Below are 19710 nucleotides of genomic sequence, written 5' to 3' on the forward strand. Positions count from 1 at the left end.
TCAAATCCTACAATTCATTTAAGTCTGTAACCCTAAATTAGGAGTCGAATGTGAACATCATTACCAGTGCTTTTCCTCAGCGCAGAATGCGCCGCATGCGTAAACATGATTTTAGTCGCCGTTTAATGGCCGAAAACCAACTTTCGGTTAACGACTTAATCTACCCAATGTTCGTACTCGAGGGCAATAACCGCACCGAAAAAGTAGAATCCATGCCAGGTGTTGAGCGCTACTCCATTGATTTGCTACTTAAAGAAGCTGAAGAACTGGTTAAGCTAGGCATTCCACTTGTGGCGCTGTTCCCTGTGACACCCGCTGAGAAAAAAACCTTAATGGCGGAAGAAGCCTATAACGCCGATGCGCTAGCCCAACGCGCCGTACGTGCACTAAAAGAAGCGTTTCCACAATTGGGTGTGATGACCGACGTTGCCCTCGACCCATTTACCACCCACGGACAAGACGGCATCATAGATGATGAAGGTTATATTCTTAACGATATCACCACCGAGATCTTAGTTAAGCAGGCACTTTCACATGCCGAAGCTGGTGCAGATATCGTTGCGCCATCGGATATGATGGATGGCCGCATTGGCGCTATCCGTAAGGCACTTGAAGAAGCCGGTCACGTTAATACCCAAATCATGGCCTACTCGGCTAAATACTCATCAAACTACTATGGCCCATTCCGTGACGCCGTTGGCTCGGCAGGCAACCTAAAGGGTGGCAACAAACACAGCTACCAGATGGATCCCGCTAACAGTGATGAAGCGCTTCATGAAGTCGCCCTCGATATTCAAGAAGGTGCCGATATGGTGATGGTTAAACCTGGCATGCCATACCTTGATATCGTCACTCGCGTTAAGCGTGAGCTCGCAGTGCCGACCTTCGCTTACCAAGTGAGTGGTGAATATGCCATGCATATGGCAGCCATTGAAAATGGTTGGTTAGCCGAAAAAGCCATCGTGATGGAATCACTACTTTGCTTTAAACGCGCAGGCGCCGATGGCATTTTAACTTATTTCGCTAAACGTGCCGCTCAGTGGCTAAAAGAAGGCGATAACAGCTGATAAGCTCAGTGTCGATAATGTAAAAAGCCAGTTGCTTATACCAACTGGCTTTTTTGTGCCTGCTCGAATTCAGATTATTTTAGTGGATTGATCTATGGCGGGAAATATCGGCTGCAGTGTTAATTGCTCGCCACAGTCAGCCGAGCCTCATCATGTAACTGCTCGACTTTCAAGATGCAGGGTGCCCTGAGAGTGTAATCTTGCTGACGGTACTTGTATGGGGTATCAAACCAATGAATATAGAGACGCACATTACTGTGGGTGTTGAGGCGATTATGGCTATATAAGCCACGATAGCAACGAGTGCTAGGTAGATGGCCTGAGTGATACAGTTTGATGGTACGTTTATCGAGATGAATTTCGCGGTAATCTATTTCATGTTTCGCCAAATATGGAAAATGATACTCGCCGTAATTTAGCTCTCCATTGACCACTTCAATTTGCTGCCCTTGCAGCAAAAGCTGTTGTAACGCCATCGCATCTGAGCGGCTAAAATAGCATAGTGTGATCAAGCCACTGCTAAGAGATAGCACCACAACCCAAGACCCCACTCCGCGGCGTTTAAATAAAGAGATCCCCAACCAAAACAGCACTAGCCCTACAGCCGAAAGGAGCAACGCTAGCTCATAGGTTTGCCACTGCCCCACCTCAAATGCAACGTCGGTGTTAAGCATGAAAATCTCCTGCATAACCTCATCGTCACTATCACATCCAACAACAATTTATACTCATGTGTAGCTGATGATTTCAACAAATATCTCTTCACCTAAGCTTAGACCACCCCGTTGCGACTGCCGCTGCACATGCTATTTTTTTTCTGCGAACCACTCTTAAAATGAATCATTACACGCATAACTACTTCTTATACCAATCAAATACCGCCCCATAAAAAAAAGCCATTACAGGTATCCCTATAATGACTCATTCAGTTATGTCGGCGGTCGTCAGCACCATGTATTTAAATCAAATAATCGACACCCAATGCCATAAACAGGCTTAACCCAGCCCAATTGTTATTTAAAAAGGCTTTAAAACAGGGGGCGCGCTCGCGACCATAAATTAACTTTTGCTGGTACAGACTAAAGCCAACAAAGGTGATGATGCCTAAGCCAAAAACCAAACCACGCTGGGCACTTAAGCCCGCCATAATAAAACAACCAAGGGCGGCTAATTGAAATAAACCAATCATCTGACGATCGAAACGGCCAAATAAAATCGCCGTCGATTTAATACCGACTTTCAAATCATCATCACGATCGACCATGGCATACATGGTGTCGTAGGCAACGGTCCAACACCAATTGGCCGCAAATAACCACCAGGCTTCTGCTGGCACCTCGCCGGTTTGCGCCGCATAGGCCATGGGAATTGACCAACTCCACACAATACCAAGGAACATCTGCGGCATGTTGGTAAAGCGCTTGGTAAAGGGGTAGATGATGGTCAAAATAATCCCTACCACCGACAGTTGCACCACTAATGGATTAAGCATCAGCACTAGCCCAAACGCCAACAAGCCTGATGCCACAAATAGCCACAGCGCTTCTTTTACCGACACCTCACCACTGACTAAAGGTCGTGATTTAGTGCGCTCGACATAAGAGTCGACATGACGATCAGCATAATCATTGATGATGCAGCCACACGCACGCATCACTACCACGCCAATAATAAAAATAATCAGTACTTTAGTATCTGGCATACCACCAGCCGCCAGTACAAGGGCCATTAAACAAGGCCATAGCAGCAACAAGGTACCGATGGGCCGATCCATGCGTGCAAGACGCAAATAGGCGTTAATTTTATCCCGTAAGTTCATCTGATGAGGCTCCCTTAAACACCGCTTGGCCTGTGATCTGAGGTCAATATGGCTGACATTATGACTGACATACGACCACTTTCAAGCCATTTGTACCACCCATGGCTATACCTTTTCTAAGCGAGCAAAGGCAATTTTAAGCCGTTTACGGCCGACATCGTCAAAGTTCACTTCAATAACCGCTTGCTCGCCGTTGCCCTCAAGATCAATAACCTTGCCTTCACCAAACTTAAAATGCACCACCCGTTGACCAATACTAAAACCAGATTCATGGCCAGCAACGGCTCTTACAGGGCGGTTGCGACTCTCGCTAATGGCATTATTAATCCGGTTACTAAACCGATTAGTCGGCGCAGTTACCTGTGCCTTTAAGCGAATTTCTTGCACATATTCACTGGGGATCTCTTTGATAAACCGTGATGGTCTGGCAAAGTTTTCTCGGCCATAGATGCGCCGCGATTCGGCATAGGTAATATAGAGCTGCTTCATGGCGCGGGTCATGCCCACATAACAGAGGCGGCGCTCTTCATCGAGCCTGTCACCCTCATCCATCGCCATTTGGCTAGGGAAAATCCCCTCTTCAACGCCCGCCATAAACACCAGTGGAAACTCAAGCCCTTTGGCCGAATGCAGCGTCATTAATTGCACCGCATCGGTAAAGGCATCGGCTTGGCCTTCGCCCGCTTCGAGCGCCGCATGGGACAAGAAGGCGTTGAGTTCGCCCATATCTTCCAGATCTTCTGGCATCACAAAGGTGCGCGCCGCAGTTACCAACTCATCCAAGTTTTCCACTCGAGCACGAGCCTTCTCACCCTTTTCGGCTTCATACATGGCTTTGAGGCCAGACGCTTGGATCACATGATCTGTCATACGGTGCAAAGATTGCGACTCGGTATCTTGTTGCAAGTTAACGATAAGATCCATAAAGCCACGCACCGCATTCGCCGCTCGGCCACTGAGCAACTTTTCGTCGAGCACCGACAAGCAGGTCTGCCATAGGGTTAACTCTTGCTGGCGCGCCGTTGAGCGTAAAATATCCAGAGTGCGCCCGCCGATGCCACGAGTGGGCGTGTTAATGACACGTTCAAAAGCGGCATCATCATTTTTGTTACTGATGAGGCGCAGATACCCCATGGCATCTTTAATCTCTTGGCGTTCGAAGAAGCGCAAACCGCCATAAATACGGTAAGCCATGCCTTTATGCAGCAAGGCTTCCTCAAGCACCCGTGATTGGGCGTTAGAGCGATAAAGGATCGCGCAATCGCTTAAATTGCCGCCCATATCTTGCCAGTCCATGATACGGCCCACAATAAAACGCGCCTCATCCATTTCGTTAAAGGCGCAGTAAAGCCCAATTTGCTCACCGGCTTTATCTTCGGTCCACAGCTTTTTACCGAGTCTATCGGGGTTGTTGGCGATCAGCTCGTTCGAGGCGTTCAAAATATTGGCGCTGGAGCGGTAGTTCTGCTCTAGGCGTATGGTTTTCGCGTCGGGAAAATCGTCTAAGAACTTATGCAGATTTTCGACCTGCGCGCCGCGCCAGCCATAAATGGACTGATCATCATCACCAACAATCATCACATTGGCGCTGTTACCCGCCAGCACGCGGATCCACGCATATTGGATAGCGTTGGTATCTTGGAATTCGTCCACAAGAATATTTTTAAAACGCGCTTGATAGTGCTCTAAAATATGCGGTTTATTGAGCCACAGCTCATGAGCTCGCAGCAAGATCTCGGCAAAATCCACCAGCCCAGCGCGGTCGCAAGACTCTTGGTATACCTGATAGATCTTCAGCAGATTTTGCTCGATAGGAAAACCTGTGGTATCGATATGCTTAGGGCGTAAACCTTGATCTTTTTTACCATTGATATAGCCCTGGGCTTGACGCGGAGGGTACTGTTTTTCATCAAGGTTAAGGCTTTTCAAAATACGTTTAATCAAGCGCAACTGATCGTCAGAATCAAGAATTTGGAAGCTTTGAGGCAAGTTAGCGTCTTGATAATGGGTGCGCAGCAAACGATGCGCTAGGCCGTGGAAGGTGCCTATCCACATGCGGCCCATATTACTGCCACTCACCTTCTCTACCCGCTCACGCATCTCGGCGGCGGCTTTGTTGGTAAAGGTGACCGCAAGAATAGAATAGGGGCTCTGCTGCTCATGATGCATCAACCAAGCGATGCGGTGGGTCAATACGCGTGTTTTACCACTGCCCGCGCCCGCTAACACCAACATGCTAGATTGTGGTGCGCTAACGGCTTCGCGCTGCTTATCGTTTAAGCCGTCAAGTAAAGAAGATACGTCCATTCTTGCCTCCAAAAAATCAAGCAGGCAGTATAACAGGAGCCAGCGCCTAGGTCATACGCTGCGTGGCTTTTAACGCACCCTAGTGTGGACATAAAAAAACCGGCGCAATGGCACCGGTTTTGCCGTTCAATGGGCTACTTAATCTTTACTCTCTTCCAGCCCCATGCTGTCCATCCAATGCTCAAAGTCCATCATATTGCCCGGCAGCACTATCTTGCTAGCATTCTGGCTTAAACCATCAAACTGCTGCAGATACTGAGCACCAAGCTGCATACGCACCACGTTTTTCCCCCCGGGCGCTGAGATCACCTGGGCGATACGCTCAATCGACTCGGCAGTTGCCTTGGCGATGGCTAAGATCTCTTCTGCTTTACCCTCGGCTTCATTTATGCGGCGCTGCATTTCACCTTCTGAATGGTTAATGGTTTCCGCTTTAATCCCCTCAGAGCGATTAATTTTACTCTGTTTATCACCTTCACTTTTTGCCAACAGGGCACGGCGCTCACGCTCGGCGTTGACCTGCATCTCCATGGCATTCTTCACGGTTTCTGGCGGGGTAATATTTTTGATCTCATAGCGGTGCACCCGAATTCCCCATGTAGCGCCCGCTTGATCTAACACCTCGACCACTTTAGCGCTAATCACATCACGCTCTTCAAAAGTGCGGTCTAAATCTAAGGTACCTATCACAGAACGCGTGGTGGTTTGCGCAAGCTGAATGGCGGCGTAGCGATAATCTGTCACCCCATAACTGGCCTTTACCGGATCGATTACCGAGATATAGATAACCCCATCGACTTCCACATTGACTTCATCGCTAGAGAAACACTCTTGCGGCGGTACATCTATGGTCTCCTCCTTAAGATCATGGACATACGCCACCTTATCGACAAAGGGCACTAAGGCATGAAAGCCGGCATCCAGCGTCGAGTGATACTTACCTAAGCGTTCAACCACACATGCCGACTTTGTCGGCACCAAGCGAATAGATTGAAATAACTTGATCACGAAAATCGCAAAAATTAATCCCCAAATCCCCATGACAATTAAGTCTGTATCGATACCTGCAATCATGAGCGTTCTCCTTTTGCTTGCCCAACTGCTTGGGTCACTTGTTCCATCCCTTCGAAGAAACCTTCCAGTTTCGCCAGCTCGGCGGGCACCACTGAGATATCGGCTTTATTAAGTATTTTGCCAACCTGCACAATAAATTGCTCTTTAAGCTGCATATTCATCGCTTCGTTGCCTCCCTCTAACGCAAGGGCTTGAGACACCTGGGTCATGGCCTCGGCTTTGGCTCTGGCAATAATGGCTATCTCTTGCGCCGTGCCTTGGGCTTCATTGATGCGTTTCTGTTTTTGACCTTCAGAAATATTAATCGCTTCTTGACGCTCACCTTGAGACAGATTAATCATCGCGGCTTTTTCGGCATTGGCTAAGGTTATCTCGGCGCGCTTACGGCGCTCGGCTTCCATCTGTTTTTCGAGGGTGTGGATCACTTTAAAGGAGGGGGTGATATTTTTAATTTCATAACGCAGCACCTTGATCCCCCAAGGATCGGACGCCTTATCTATCTCTCGCACGATTGATTCATTGAGGCTGTCACGCTCAGAAAAAGTCTGACTTAAACTTAACTTACCGATCTCTGAACGCATGGTGGTCTGGGCTAAGTTGACTGCGGCGCGGCGATAATCTTCGATGCCATAACTGGCCAGTTTCCCGTCCATCACCTTGAGATACACCAGCCCATCGACTTCTAGCTGGGTATTATCTTTTGAAATACAGCTTTGCGGTGGTACATCGAGCACTTGTTCGCGGGTGTCATGCTTGTATGCGACTCGATCGAAGAAAGGAATTAGAAAATGAAAGCCGGGTTGCAACACCACCCTAAATTTGCCCAAACGTTCAATCACATTGACTTCACGCATCGGCACGATCAACAGTAATTTGTATAAAATAAAAAAAACAAATAACACCACTAAGGTAAATACAAACATAGATTCCATCCTTTTACATAGCGTATCGCTATTATTCTGATATTGGTTCAACTACCAAGGCGATATTATCACGACATATCACTCTCACTTTTGCGCCGACAGGGATCTCGCTACCATCGCCTAGCGCTGGCCATTCACTCCCCTGAAATACAACTCTCCCGCGGTTCTGTGCCGGGCCAATCACCGTTTTAACTACCGCGGTTTGATTATATAAATCCATCTCCTCATCGGTATTATCAATATGTGAATCACCGCCGACCAACTTTTGCGTGACGTGGCGAAAGCCTAACAGCAACACCATGGAGGCAATAAACCACAAGGTCAGCGCTTGCACTAGCCCTTCTACCCAGCCAATGGCTAACGCTCCGGCCACCACTACACAGGCTGCCCCCAGTAAAATAACAATGCCACCGGGCAAAACAATCTCAGCTAACATCAGCACTATGCCAATCATTAGCCATACCATTATCGGATTTGACAACACCATATTTCCCCCTGAAATAAGCGCATTAAATATTGACTATAACAGCTCTTATCACCGCGCGCGACATATTATGTCACGCATCTGGTCTGTAAATCGTGGCCTTAACCACAGAGTCCATAATTATTAGCCTTGCGCATTGTTTAGTGTTTTGGCCACATCGATAAATCATTTATACTTGCCGCCGCTGTGGGGTTGTGACCATTTAACCTAACCACCACAACTCAAATAATATAACGACTGTTTTAAATTACGTCCGAATAAAAACTCAAAATAAGGTGAAGATTGATGAAAAAGAATTGGCTTGCCCTTGCTCTCTTAGTAGCACAACCCGCTATGGCTGATGAGCTAGTACAGTGGTGGGATCTGAGTGTAACGGCATTGCACGGTAATGACTATGATCTTGCTGCATCGGACAAACAAACAACCGTGACTGTCGAAACCGCAGGCGCTTGGATCTATGGTGATTGGTTTGCATTCCAAGATATCACCTACTTTCACGGCTCAAACCTGTCTGAAGACGACACCACGTATGGTGAAATTTCAACACGTTTAAGTGCAAGTAAGATCAGCGGTCAAGCAATTGGCTTTGGTCCAATAACCGATCTATCTTGGGCATTTATGCTTGAAGAAGGTAAAGGCCCAGTTACCAGTTTCTTGTATGGTATCGGTATGGACCTTAATGTGCCTTACTTTAGTTATTTCAACATTAACACCTACCGTCGTGACGCGATCAGCAGCGGTAACCTAAGCGATGGTTGGCAAGTGACTCCCACCTTTAGAATGGATTTCCCAGTAGGTAACAGCAACATCGTATTCGACGGTTATATCGATTGGGTCTTTTCTGCCGATAACCAAGGTTATGAAGAGAACTTCCACTTTAACCCACAGGTTAAATACGACCTTGGCGCCGCGATCTTCGGCGAACACAAGAAAAACCAACTATTTGTCGGTGTTGAGTATGACTACTGGCAAAATAAATATGGCGTTAAAGGCGTAGATCAAAATACCTATTCAGTGATCGCCAAATATCACTTCTAAGCCTAAGATGAGGTAAGCCTTGTGCGGTTAACCTACCGCTAACGAGCTGACCAAACAGTACATAGCAAAAAGGCGCTACTCAGCGCCTTTTATATACCTGTGAAACCATGAATCGCTAGTAAAAATGCATGCCAGCTATCACGCCACAACTAATATCAGCCGTTATGCCAACAACTTCTTCGCTGTAGCAACCACAATCGACACTGCACTGGTTTCAGTCCTCTTCATAGTGATTTCATCAGGGATTTCTTGCTGAGTGCGGTTAACAATAACACCCGCAATACAGCCTGCTCGCCACCCTTGGCTGGCGCACATGGTAAATAGTGTCGCCGACTCCATCTCATAGTTGAGTACGCCCATCGCTTGCCACTCTTTCATTGAGCCCGCAAAACGACTGGTAACGCGGCCACTGACAGTGTCATAACGCTCTTGACCTGGATAGAAAGTATCGGAAGAAGCCGTTATACCTATGTGTGGCTCGATGCCCGCTTCACGCGTAGCTGCAACCAACGCAGTAGTGCATTCGAAATCAGCTACCGCAGGAAACTCCATGGGGGCAAAGTGTAAGCTCGCGCCGTCAAGACGAACCGAAGCTTGGGTAACAATCACATCACCAACATTAACATGGGACTGGATAGCACCTGTAGTACCGACACGTAGGAAGGTATCAACGCCGAGTTGCGCCAGCTCTTCTACCGCAATAGAGGTTGATGGGCCACCAATACCCGTTGAACAAATAACGACTGGCTTACCATCGATATAAGCGAGATAACTGGTATATTCACGGTGGCTAGCAAGAAATGTAGGTTGGTCCATTAGCTCAGCAATTCGCTTAACACGCTCAGGATCGCCCGGGACGATGGCAAGTGTTGCACCTTGCAACATCTCTTTGGTCAGGCCTAAATGAAATACATCTGACATTATGAAAACCTCTTTCAGTTTTGATTATAAAATTCTGCTAAATCGGACTTTAACCTAGTATGCATGCCAGTAAGGTTAACTTGATCACACTTTGCTTGCTAGCAGTTCGATCTTTTGCCGTAATCGATTTACCAAACAACTTACCTTGGAGCAACAGCAAATATAGCAGTTGGCAGCCACCTTTCCAGCATTCTTGCAGATTTAACCACCAGTGAATGAATGGGTTGGAAAACTACAACTACAACAACTAAGCTATTAATTTAAAATGAAAAATGTACCAATAAAAAACAGTACCGATAAATATCAATCAAAGATGATAGTGCCGCTTGCGGTAATAAGATGGGGAGCAGTGGCTAACGGTAGGAGGCAGTGGCTTGTACATAACAAGGCAAAGTGATTGATTCAGCATACACTACCAAGGACGCTAAAGAACCGTGACGGTTTACTGATTAGGCCAATCAATGCCTTAGTTGCTAATGGTTTGGCGAGCATTAACACGTAAGGCTCGCCACTGTTTCTGTATCGCTAACATTGAGGGATTATCAATCGCAACACCTATAAATAATAGTCTTTTAGCGGGGGGAAACCGTTAAAACACACCGCCGAATAGGTGGTGGTATAGGCGCCAGCGCTGAGCCAATAGAGACGATCGCCAATGGCTAAATCACTGGGCAAGCCATAATGGTAATGCTCATACATGATATCGGCACTGTCACAGGTTGGCCCTGCAATCACACACTTATCCAGTTCGCCCTGACGCTCACAATAGATAGGAAATTTTATCGCCTCATCCATGGTTTCAATCAAGCCAGAAAATTTGCCAACATCGGTAAAGACCCAACGCTCTAATGCGGTATGCGACTTCTTACTGATCAACACCACCTCCGACACTAATACCCCTGCATTAGACAACAGAGAGCGGCCGGGCTCTAAGATGATTTCAGGCAAGTTATTGCCAAAATCTTCCTGCAGAAAGTGGGTTATCTGCTCGGCATAAGTTTCCAACGGATTGGTCTTATCGATATAGTTAGCCGGGAAGCCACCACCAAGATTAATCATCTTGAGGATAATACCGTGCTCCTCACTGAGGCGATCGAAGATGCTTTTGACTTTACCAATCGCCGAATCCCATGCGCCAATGTCACGTTGCTGCGACCCCACATGAAACGAGATCCCGTAGGGGTCAAGCCCCAATGCCTTAGCCAGCACGAGCAGATCATAGGCCATCTCATTTTGACAACCAAATTTACGTGATAAAGGCCAGTCGGCGGTATGAGTGCCCTCAGTTAAAATTCGCACATAAACGCGCGCCCCCGGCGCCTCTTCGGCTAACATCCGTAGATCGGCTTCTGAGTCTGAGGCAAACATACGTACACCACGAGCAAAAAACGCCCGCACATCGGCGCGCTTCTTGATGGTATTGCCATAGCTGACCCTATCGCAGCCCACACCAAGCTCAGTGACCATATCGAGCTCGTAAATTGAGGCAATATCAAAATTGGCTCCTTGGTCACGCAGCAGGGTTAACACTTGCGGCGCGGGATTGGCCTTAACGGCATAGTAAATACTGGCGTAGGGAAAGTTATCCACCATCGCCTGATATTGCTTGGCAACAATCTGAGTATCAATGACCACAAATGGTGTGGGCTTATCTTGGGCAAACGATTTAATACGCTCAAATGTCTCAGAGTCATAATAATCATTAACATCAATAGATTGAAATTGGCTCATGGCGCCAGTATCTCCATAGCAGCATAAAATAGTGTGAGTTAAGCTGATTAAAAATCATCCGCAGTAAACGCTATTTTACCCGTAATAGCAATGAGTTTTAATGCCAAAAAGATAACTTTTTATGCAGCAAGAGATGGTAATAAATGAGGAGATAAAACTCAGGCTAATAACGCCATGGGCAAACGAGCAGCAGCGCCAAACAGGCCATGATGGAGATATGAGCGGCGCAGCGTTAGTCTTATCCAACGCTGCGCGCAACATCAAGATAACCGAGGCAAGATGTGATGAACTATTTTATCGCAGCCACTAGCGCTTCAGGCGTATCCACCTGAGTCATGGCAACAATCTTGAGCTGTTGCAGATGCATAACCGTGGCAGTGTCTTTATTACCCAGCCATTGCTGCGTGACTTGCCCCTCTCGGTCTAAGGCGATTTGAAAAGGCAGCTCCTGCATTTGTGGTATGGCGACAAACTTGGCGATAAGTGATGGCATGCCACTAATATCGGCGACATAAACTAAGCCTTCTGGTTGCTCCGCCTGTGGTAGCGACTCTAGCGCCGCCTTAATGATGTCACCCCCCTTCATGCCTCGGCTAAACAGCACGATGCGAGTGCTTTGATCTACCATCAAGGTTTGCTCGTGCTGATCTTGTAGCTCCACCGCCTTAAGGTTGTCTCCCACCACAAGAGTCACCGCTTGGGCACTCATCGATGCCAGCAAGGTTAACGCTAATAGCAACGCTTTCATATCACTCCTTAATTAAACTATTTATCAATTTGTCCTCGTTGAACTATAACTTAACCCAATCCCCAACTTAGAAAATGATGCCCATAGCTTGAGCTCAATCACGCATTAAGCCGATTGAGTGATTTAAGCAGATAGTGATTATCAAACTCTTGAAAATTAAGTAACCTTAACGATTATTTGTTGCCACAGTGTCAGGAACAACCTTATGAATGAGAATGGTTTAGAGCAGGAGCTTGCTCAGCTGCAGAATGTCTACAACATGTTGACCGAATTTCTGGTCAAATACAGTTTTCAACTCGTTGGTGCACTGCTGGTCTTTCTGATTGGGCTGTGGGTGGCTAACAAGGTATCTAACTTAGTCGCTAAGCAATTTGAAAAACATCATATCGATATCACCCTAAGCAACTTTGTCTCTAACTTAGTGCGGATCATCATAGTGGTGATGGTGGGGATCATTGCACTGGGCAAGCTAGGGATCAGTATCACCCCCATGGTCGCCGCCATCGGCGCGGCATCCTTAGGCGCTGGGCTGGCCTTGCAAGGCATGCTCGCCAATTACGCTGCTGGCGTCACTATTATTGTGACTCGCCCTTTTGTGGTAGGTAATACGATTGAAATTAAAGGGGTCAGTGGTGTCGTCAAGAGCATCCATCTTGGCTTAACCCTGCTGACCAATGAAGAGGGTGAGGTGATCAGTATTCCCAACAAACATATTGTCGGTGAAATACTGCATAACTCGTTTGAAAACAAATTGGTTAATAACCACTTTAATATCAACTACAACAGTGACGTAGACCAAGTCATTGCCATCATACGTCAGGTGTTAGAGCGCAGCGAACATGTTAGCCAGCAGGCCGCACCACAAATCGGCATCAATGGTTTTAATAGCATAGGGCTAGAGATCGGTGTGCGTTATTGGGTTCCAACTGCCCATTACCACCAAAAGAAATACCAAGTAAATCTGGCTTTAATTCATGCTCTGCAGCAGGCCGGTATTGAAATTCCCTGCCCGGTTCGTGAGATCCATATAGAAAAGTAAACCAAGCCCTAGCATTGCCTGTACGCTAATCGCTGGCCTTACAGGCCTCGCTGCCATTCATGCCGCAGTGGTATAGCCCTGTAATGCCTGTTCGACCTGAGCGAGTAGCATGGCTTTATCTTTGCCTAATACCCCTTTGAGCACCACATCATTTGAGGTGACCTTTATCCATAATTATCCATCAAATTCGGGCAGCCCTGACCGTAAGCTTAAGCTAATTTGATACTGAACGTTGCACCCATGCAGAACAAAACCGCAGTAAAAAGTGTTGTTGCGAAGATATAGATGTGCGAATCCATAAACCGGTTTCATAGCAAGATCCTCACTCCTAAACTGTGGTACAGCACTCTGATTTGAGCTGAAAAATATTTCAGAATATTAATGAAACATGGTGCCAAAAAGCGAAAGCCAGTAGCAGGCGAGATAATTTAAAGTAAGAGGTGATAAATGGAAAATGGGAAGTGTAAAATCAGACAACTACTTGTATAACAATTAGTTGCCTTCATTTAAAAAGGCCTTCATTCAAAAAAATAGCCAACACGTTAATTTACAGACAAATATTAACCTTTTATGTAAAGTAACATATTGTTTGTCAGAGTTTTCAAGGACCTCATCAGTGCGATTAGTAAGCACTCAACATCACGTCGTTATAACGTTAAAAAACCTATAACAGCTATAAGCCATTATAGGTTTTTTTAAATATGAATGCTAATAATTACCTTAATAATTAATTACAAAAAGTATTTAACCGTTAATCCAACAGAGCTAATATCATGCTGTTCTAGACCATAGTATATGTAACCCAGTCCTGCACTCATATTATCAGAGAGCTGATAACCTAGCTCAATACCGAAGTAGAGATCAGTACCATTCTCTTCACGGTTAATCGTTGCCAAGCCTTGGCTATGAGTCTTGTTGTCGCTTTTCCACACCAATAAGCCTGAGCTAGCACCTAAATACCACTGGTCGTTAATAAAGTACTGATACCCAACAGCCGCAGAGATACCAGCTGCGGCTATGGGTTGGACTTTTGAAACAGCGTGCTGAAATGCATTTCCATCCAATGTCATACCATCAATACTGGCAGAGAAATCACCTAGGTTTTGATAACTAACATCCACAAACCAATTTTTATTGACCTGATAAACAACGCCCAGTTTCCAGCTAATATCAGAGTCATCTAAAGCTGTTACTTGTGCATCAAGCGAGCCCAAGGCTTTATTCAACTCACCTTTAGATACATGTGCAGTTGCTTGGCCAACACTCGCCGTTAGCCCCCACTCAGCCTTAGCGGGCAGAACCATAAGGCTAGCCATTAGTATAGTTGTACCTAATAACTTGATAGATTTCATCCGTCTTACGAGTGCTAAAGGCAATAGCAATAAGGTGAATAACGGCATACTACCACCACTTGATTTTGATTCATTAACGACAGTAACGCTTTCAAAGGCATCAACACTCACACTAACCTTGGCACTAGCTTCGCCTCCTTTATTATCAGAAATGGTATAAGTGACGGTATCTGTGCCATCAAATCCTATTGCCGGCGTATATTGAATAGAGTTATTCACAATCGCAGTACTGCCGTGTATCGCTGACGCAGACGTAATCGTTAACGTGTCGCCGTCTTCATCGGTATCATTTTTCAGTACATCAATCGTGATAGCGGTTCTATCATCCGTCGAGGCAATGTCATCATTAGCAACTGGGATCCGATTAGCAATAACGTTAACACTCACCTGCGCACTTGTTGTGCCACCGTTACCGTCTGAAATTACATAGGTAATGGTTTCCATACCTGCATAGTCTCGTTTTGGCATGTAGCTAAGTGATGAATTCGCTAACACCACTACCGTACCAAAGTTTGCACTTGCACTTAGCACGAGCAGTTCATCACCATCAATGTCACTGTCATTGGCTAATACGTCAATATCAACCGCTTCGTTCCACAGCATCGTAATTGCATCGTTTTCAGCAACGGGTGTGGTATTAGTGCTTAAGTAAACGGCTACACCACCTGGGTCAGCAATGCTGCTGTTGGCAACACCGTCGTTATCATTCGGGCCACCATCAACAATTTGTAACTGCACACACCAGTGACCTTCCGTTAAGCCTTCTTGCCACTGCTCACTCCCTGGAGGTGGACAAAATCCAGGCTCACCAAGGGTTGAATACAGTATGTTGTCAGCGTCTTCAACAAAATTCCCCCAGCCAGCTGCATCAGTGTACTTACGATAGATGGCATTGAGTGGAATCGGCTGGCGCTGTGGTAATACAAGTTTGTATTCTTGTCCTGGTTTTTCTAAACCAACAACAATGTAATCAAAGATACCACCAACTATTTTAGCTTCCCCATCTTCACCGACAGCTTGAACGGTTTCTTCATGGGTTAACAATAAGCTGCCGCTTTGCGTTGCAGGTGCGGCCGAGCCTTTACGTAAACATACACCTGATTCACCTTCGACTAAGAAGGTGACTTGCGTGCTGATCATCTCAGGCATCACATTACACACACTGATAGCATCTAAGTAATCAGCAATTCCGTCACCGTCACTGTCAGCAAAGCCTTCTTGTGAATCAGGAATTAAATCACCATCTGTATCAATTTCAGTTAATACAGGTAGCGCGCTTACCACGTTTAGATAGATGTCAGCCTGTGTCGTTAATCCTGGCTCACCCGAGTCTTCAACCAGTGCTGTTAACTTATGAATACCAACCGATAAGTCTGCCGCATCAAACGATATAGTCTCAGACACTGTCCCATTAATTAGCGCACTTAACTCATCTGACGTACTTGACCATAGGAGTGTATGGCTATCTGCAATGTTGTTATCGCTAATGGCTGCACTAACGGTTACCTCACCATCAGATCGCGACAATAACATACGGTTTTCGTTTTGCTGTTTAGCCGTGAGCATCACCTCTGGTGCAATATTGCCTTCAGATAATGTGATCTTTTGTACAGAATCTGGAGAAATGTTCACGGTATCAGACAGGCTAATCACTATGGTTTCACCGCTATCGGCGACGCCATCGCCATAGGTCTCAAAAGTAATACTCGCTGTGTTGGTTTCGCCAATTTCGACTTCACCAGATATTAAGCTATGGTCAGCACCTTCAACCGCGTCACCTGACACAGTAAACGGTACCACCACTGGGTAAGTCGGTGACGTGCCGTTTAAGTAAAAGTTCACCGTTACCGTGCTACCTTCCACAACGGTTTGGTCTTTACCAATAGAAATCAGCGGATGGACCTGAACACCTTGTGCTGAAATTGACTGATTACCGTCAGCATCGGTAGCCTGCCAGTAAGCTTTACTTATACCAGGAGAAAACATTACACGATTATCGACCAGCGATACTGGTAATGGGTTACCGTTCGCATCAAGCGCGGTTGCTACGCCTAAATCAACTTTAGTATATAACGCCGTGGCATTAACGACTCGATCTTCCGGTAGGGTAAGCGTTGGCGCGATGTCATCAAACAAGCCATTAATGATAAGCGTGACTGTTGCGGTACTAGTGCCATCATTACCATCAGATATGAGGTAAGTTAAGGTGAGTGACCCTATAAAACCTGGGGGGGCAGTAAAGACAAGCTGGCCATTTTCAACCACCACGCTACCAATATCAGCATTGCCCGATACAACACTTAACGTATCACCATCAATGTCACTGTCATTGGCTAAAACATCTAGGACATATCTGTTCTGACCGTTTTTATCAAACTCAATGGCGTCATCTTCAGCCAATGGCGCATCGTTTACTGCATCAATGGTGATACCGACTGTTACAGGCTCTGACTCGCCACCTTCTTTATCAATTACAGAAAAGGTAAAGCTATCGCTACCATTAAAGTCAGCAGTGGGGGTATAGGTTAAGTTAGGTGCAGTACCCGATAGGCTACCATGTGAAGGTGTACCGACAAGATAACGGGCAATGGTGCCGTCACGGTCAGAGCCTGACAAGGTCATACCCACACTGCCATCTTCTTCAAGCGATACAGATTGTGCGCTCGCCGTCGGTAAGTCATTTACCGACGATACCGTAATCGATACCGTTGCAGCAGAAGAGACGCCGCCATCATTATCTATCACTCTAAAGGTAAAGCTATCGTCACCATTATAATCAGCTTTCGGGGTGTAGGTTAAATTAGGTACATTACCCGATAGGCTACCATGTGAAGCTGTACCGACAACATAAAGGGCAATAGTGCCGTCGCTATCAGTCCCCTTTAAGGTCATCGCTTTCGCCGTATCTTCAACTAAAGAAACAGTCTGAGATATCGCCGTTGGCAGCACATTAACGTTTTGTATGATGACATTGACAGTAATTGTATCAATACCACCATCACCATCACTGACTCTCACGTTAAAGCGGTCACTACCATCGTGATTGGTATTTGGAGTATAGCTAATCGCTTTTGAAGTACCTGTACCAGAAACACTAGCGGTACCATTGGTAGCATTTGAGCTAATTGACCAAGTTAATGTATCGTTGTTTCGATCGGTAGCGTTTAGCGTTAACACAAAGGCTGTTGGGTTTGCGTTTTCACTCATAGTTACCGACACTGAGGTTCCTTCGGTAATAACGGGTGCAAATTTAGGAGCTTCGGTGATAGTGACTTCAACAGGCATAATCACATTTGCCTTTCCGTCGCTAACATTTACACTAAAGTTATAGGTACGATCCTTACCATCGTCGTCTGGGATATCATAATCAGGTGCATTTTGAAAAGTAAGAGCACCATTACTTGAGTTTATATTAAACTTCGCTGAATCTACCCCACCAGAAATACTATAGGTTAAAGTGTCGCTATCCATATCTACGGCATTAACACTGCCTACTACAGTGTTCTTTTCTTCGACACTAAAATCAGCTTTACTCTTTAACCAAAAAACACCACCGCCAACTCTGTCGACTACCGCAATATCTAGGCGCTTATCACCATCAAAGTCAACAGCATCGACAGCATTTATTAGCTCAAAAGCTGAGCTTACACGCTGTTTTGTAAAACTGCCTGAACCGTTATTTTCATACCAAATGACATCGCCATCTGAACCCACTAAAATATCGATATCGCCGTCGCCATCGATATCAGCCACATTCCCCTGCGAACCATTATCGATAATAGGATCACCTGGGTTGATCAAATGCTCGGTGAACGAACCCGCACCATTATTTTCAAACCAATATAATTCAGTTTTAGAAATAGCAAATATATCGTTGGTACTATCACCATTAAAGTCAGCAGTTTGAAGTGAAGGTAAATCAAATGCTTCTGTGGTATAAGGATTTAATCCCGCTTGAAACGTGCCATCGCCATTACCCTTTAACCAGAAATTACGCCCAGCTGTCTCACCTATGTCACCAGCAATAATATCAGGTATATCATCGCCAGAAACATCAGCAACCGTTATCTCAAATAACGCATAATTAAGGCCATTATAGACTCGACTTTGGGTGAAATTACCAGCACCATCATTTAGATAAACATATATACGGTCGCCATTATTTTGAGACGCTAAAACAATATCCAAACCATTGATACCATCTAGATCACTGAGACTGATAGACTGAGCACCATTTGGTAATTCGATATCTGTTGGCAGTGTCGTACGTGTAAAAGCGGGGGTCGGCGTCGCGCCATTGTTGGTGTATAAATACACAGCGTCGTTCTTAAAATCTGCCACAACAAAGTCGAGACCTGGTTTACCGTCTAATTCACCAGCGGCGACTTCCCGTAAATCAGCATCACTTACGCCTAATGGAGACACGACTGTTGCAAATTTACCATTGCCATCATTTAGATATACATTAACAGCATTGCCATACAATGACGTTACAATAAAATCAGGGAGATCATCTTGGTTAAAGTCTGCGAGATCGCTACGGTAACCGTTTGCAAATGAAGCAATTTTATCTTCACTCCAATGCTGCCACACTGGGTTGTTATTGGCGTATGCCATACTGGTAACGGCAAATAAAAGTAAAGCAAAGGCATTATATGCAAGCAATTTAACACCGGATTTCAACCTGAATTTTCCCAGATTAAATAAGGAGCTGATTGCCGAAATATGCTTAATACAAACCGAAGGTTTAATATTAGCAATGGTTTGAGCGGTGGTTCTCATAAAAATTATTACCTATCAATACGTAGAAGTACTATATGTAATCCGTTAATAAGTCGCGATACGCGACATATTGCCAACCATTTGCCTACAAGAGGAACATCCACTGTTAACCATTTATTTGCAATAAAACAACAGGCCATTAACAACACACATAAATAGGTGATGAGTATAATTAAATAAAAAAGAAAATGAGAGATATAATATCTTTTTTTTAACTTATTTAGTTAAATCAACACTAAATTAAACCACACTCCTACAGACCCACAGCAAGTAGTGGTCAAAAAACAAACATCAATTCCATTATTCACTACCACAGGTGTTCCCGAATAGATAATTGAGTGCTTTGGCAAGCATCTAAAAATCGGTTTCCGCTCTTATCTAAATTACAGAGCCCGCAAAACAAAAAACTGCTTTGTTACTTTTAA

The 19710-nt window shown here is 45.5% G+C and carries 14 protein-coding genes and 1 pseudogene; 4 read left to right on the forward strand and 11 right to left on the reverse strand.

Annotation, left to right across the window (positions count from 1 at the left end; translation table 11 throughout):
• Positions 1 to 50 precede the first annotated feature (50 nt).
• Positions 51 to 1067 (forward strand): porphobilinogen synthase, encoded by a 1017-nt coding sequence (hemB, locus tag AC5YBZ_RS15380; protein WP_494520783.1) that lies wholly within the window; start codon positions 51 to 53, stop codon positions 1065 to 1067.
• A 119-nt stretch (positions 1068 to 1186) separates the two neighbouring features.
• Here the strand turns inward: hemB and AC5YBZ_RS15385 are convergent, their stop codons facing one another.
• The 6 genes from AC5YBZ_RS15385 to AC5YBZ_RS15410 form a co-directional block, all read right to left on the reverse strand.
• Positions 1187 to 1741, reverse strand: a complete 555-nt coding sequence (locus tag AC5YBZ_RS15385; protein WP_494523988.1) for a hypothetical protein — start codon at positions 1739 to 1741, stop codon at positions 1187 to 1189.
• 284 nt (positions 1742 to 2025) lie between these two features.
• A complete protein-coding gene (ubiA, locus tag AC5YBZ_RS15390) occupies positions 2026 to 2886 on the reverse strand; it encodes a 4-hydroxybenzoate octaprenyltransferase (protein ID WP_494520781.1) in 861 nt (286 codons plus the stop codon).
• Positions 2887 to 2991: 105 nt separating this feature from the next.
• Positions 2992 to 5193, reverse strand: coding sequence for a DNA helicase II (gene uvrD / locus AC5YBZ_RS15395; protein WP_494520780.1), 2202 nt, complete (start codon positions 5191 to 5193; stop codon positions 2992 to 2994).
• Between the two features lie 138 nt (positions 5194 to 5331).
• Positions 5332 to 6267 carry an SPFH domain-containing protein gene (locus AC5YBZ_RS15400; protein ID WP_110457041.1) on the reverse strand — a complete coding sequence of 312 codons (936 nt, stop codon included), beginning with the start codon at positions 6265 to 6267 and terminating at the stop codon, positions 5332 to 5334.
• A complete protein-coding gene (locus AC5YBZ_RS15405) occupies positions 6264 to 7190 on the reverse strand; it encodes an SPFH domain-containing protein (protein ID WP_110457040.1) in 927 nt (308 codons plus the stop codon). Before AC5YBZ_RS15405 ends, AC5YBZ_RS15400 begins: the two co-directional genes overlap by 4 nt.
• Positions 7191 to 7221: 31 nt before the next feature.
• On the reverse strand, positions 7222 to 7677 hold the full coding sequence (locus tag AC5YBZ_RS15410; RefSeq protein ID WP_494520779.1) for an NfeD family protein: 456 nt from the start codon (positions 7675 to 7677) through the stop codon (positions 7222 to 7224).
• Positions 7678 to 7959: 282 nt separating this feature from the next.
• Between AC5YBZ_RS15410 and AC5YBZ_RS15415 the strand changes: the two genes are divergently transcribed.
• Positions 7960 to 8712 (forward strand): outer membrane protein OmpK, encoded by a 753-nt coding sequence (locus AC5YBZ_RS15415; RefSeq protein WP_475515005.1) that lies wholly within the window; start codon positions 7960 to 7962, stop codon positions 8710 to 8712.
• A gap of 162 nt (positions 8713 to 8874) precedes the next feature.
• On the opposite strand, the gene udp is transcribed toward AC5YBZ_RS15415, so the two are convergent.
• Positions 8875 to 9633, reverse strand: a complete 759-nt coding sequence (gene udp, locus AC5YBZ_RS15420; RefSeq protein ID WP_475515006.1) for a uridine phosphorylase — start codon at positions 9631 to 9633, stop codon at positions 8875 to 8877.
• A 555-nt stretch (positions 9634 to 10188) separates the two neighbouring features.
• Positions 10189 to 11364 carry a type III PLP-dependent enzyme gene (locus AC5YBZ_RS15425; RefSeq protein WP_494543153.1) on the reverse strand — a complete coding sequence of 392 codons (1176 nt, stop codon included), beginning with the start codon at positions 11362 to 11364 and terminating at the stop codon, positions 10189 to 10191.
• Between the two features lie 121 nt (positions 11365 to 11485).
• Here AC5YBZ_RS15425 and AC5YBZ_RS15430 point away from each other — a divergent pair, with 121 nt between their 5' ends.
• Positions 11486 to 11674: a hypothetical protein gene (locus AC5YBZ_RS15430; protein WP_494523989.1), complete on the forward strand. Its 189-nt coding sequence runs from the start codon at positions 11486 to 11488 to the stop codon at positions 11672 to 11674.
• On the opposite strand, the gene AC5YBZ_RS15435 is transcribed toward AC5YBZ_RS15430, so the two are convergent.
• A complete protein-coding gene (locus AC5YBZ_RS15435) occupies positions 11654 to 12112 on the reverse strand; it encodes a hypothetical protein (protein ID WP_494543154.1) in 459 nt (152 codons plus the stop codon). The genes AC5YBZ_RS15430 and AC5YBZ_RS15435 overlap by 21 nt on opposite strands.
• Positions 12113 to 12317: 205 nt before the next feature.
• Between AC5YBZ_RS15435 and AC5YBZ_RS15440 the strand changes: the two genes are divergently transcribed.
• Positions 12318 to 13151, forward strand: coding sequence for a mechanosensitive ion channel family protein (locus tag AC5YBZ_RS15440; protein ID WP_494543155.1), 834 nt, complete (start codon positions 12318 to 12320; stop codon positions 13149 to 13151).
• 38 nt (positions 13152 to 13189) lie between these two features.
• Here the strand turns inward: AC5YBZ_RS15440 and AC5YBZ_RS15445 are convergent.
• Both AC5YBZ_RS15445 and AC5YBZ_RS15450 read right to left on the reverse strand, forming a co-directional pair.
• Positions 13190 to 13307, reverse strand: a pseudogene (locus AC5YBZ_RS15445) (radical SAM protein); the annotation flags it as partial.
• Positions 13308 to 13882: 575 nt separating this feature from the next.
• Complete coding sequence (locus tag AC5YBZ_RS15450; protein ID WP_494543156.1) at positions 13883 to 19186, reverse strand: Ig-like domain-containing protein; 5304 nt, start codon at positions 19184 to 19186, stop codon at positions 13883 to 13885.
• Positions 19187 to 19710 lie beyond the last annotated feature (524 nt).

This window comes from Shewanella sp. 553, assembly GCF_059338375.1.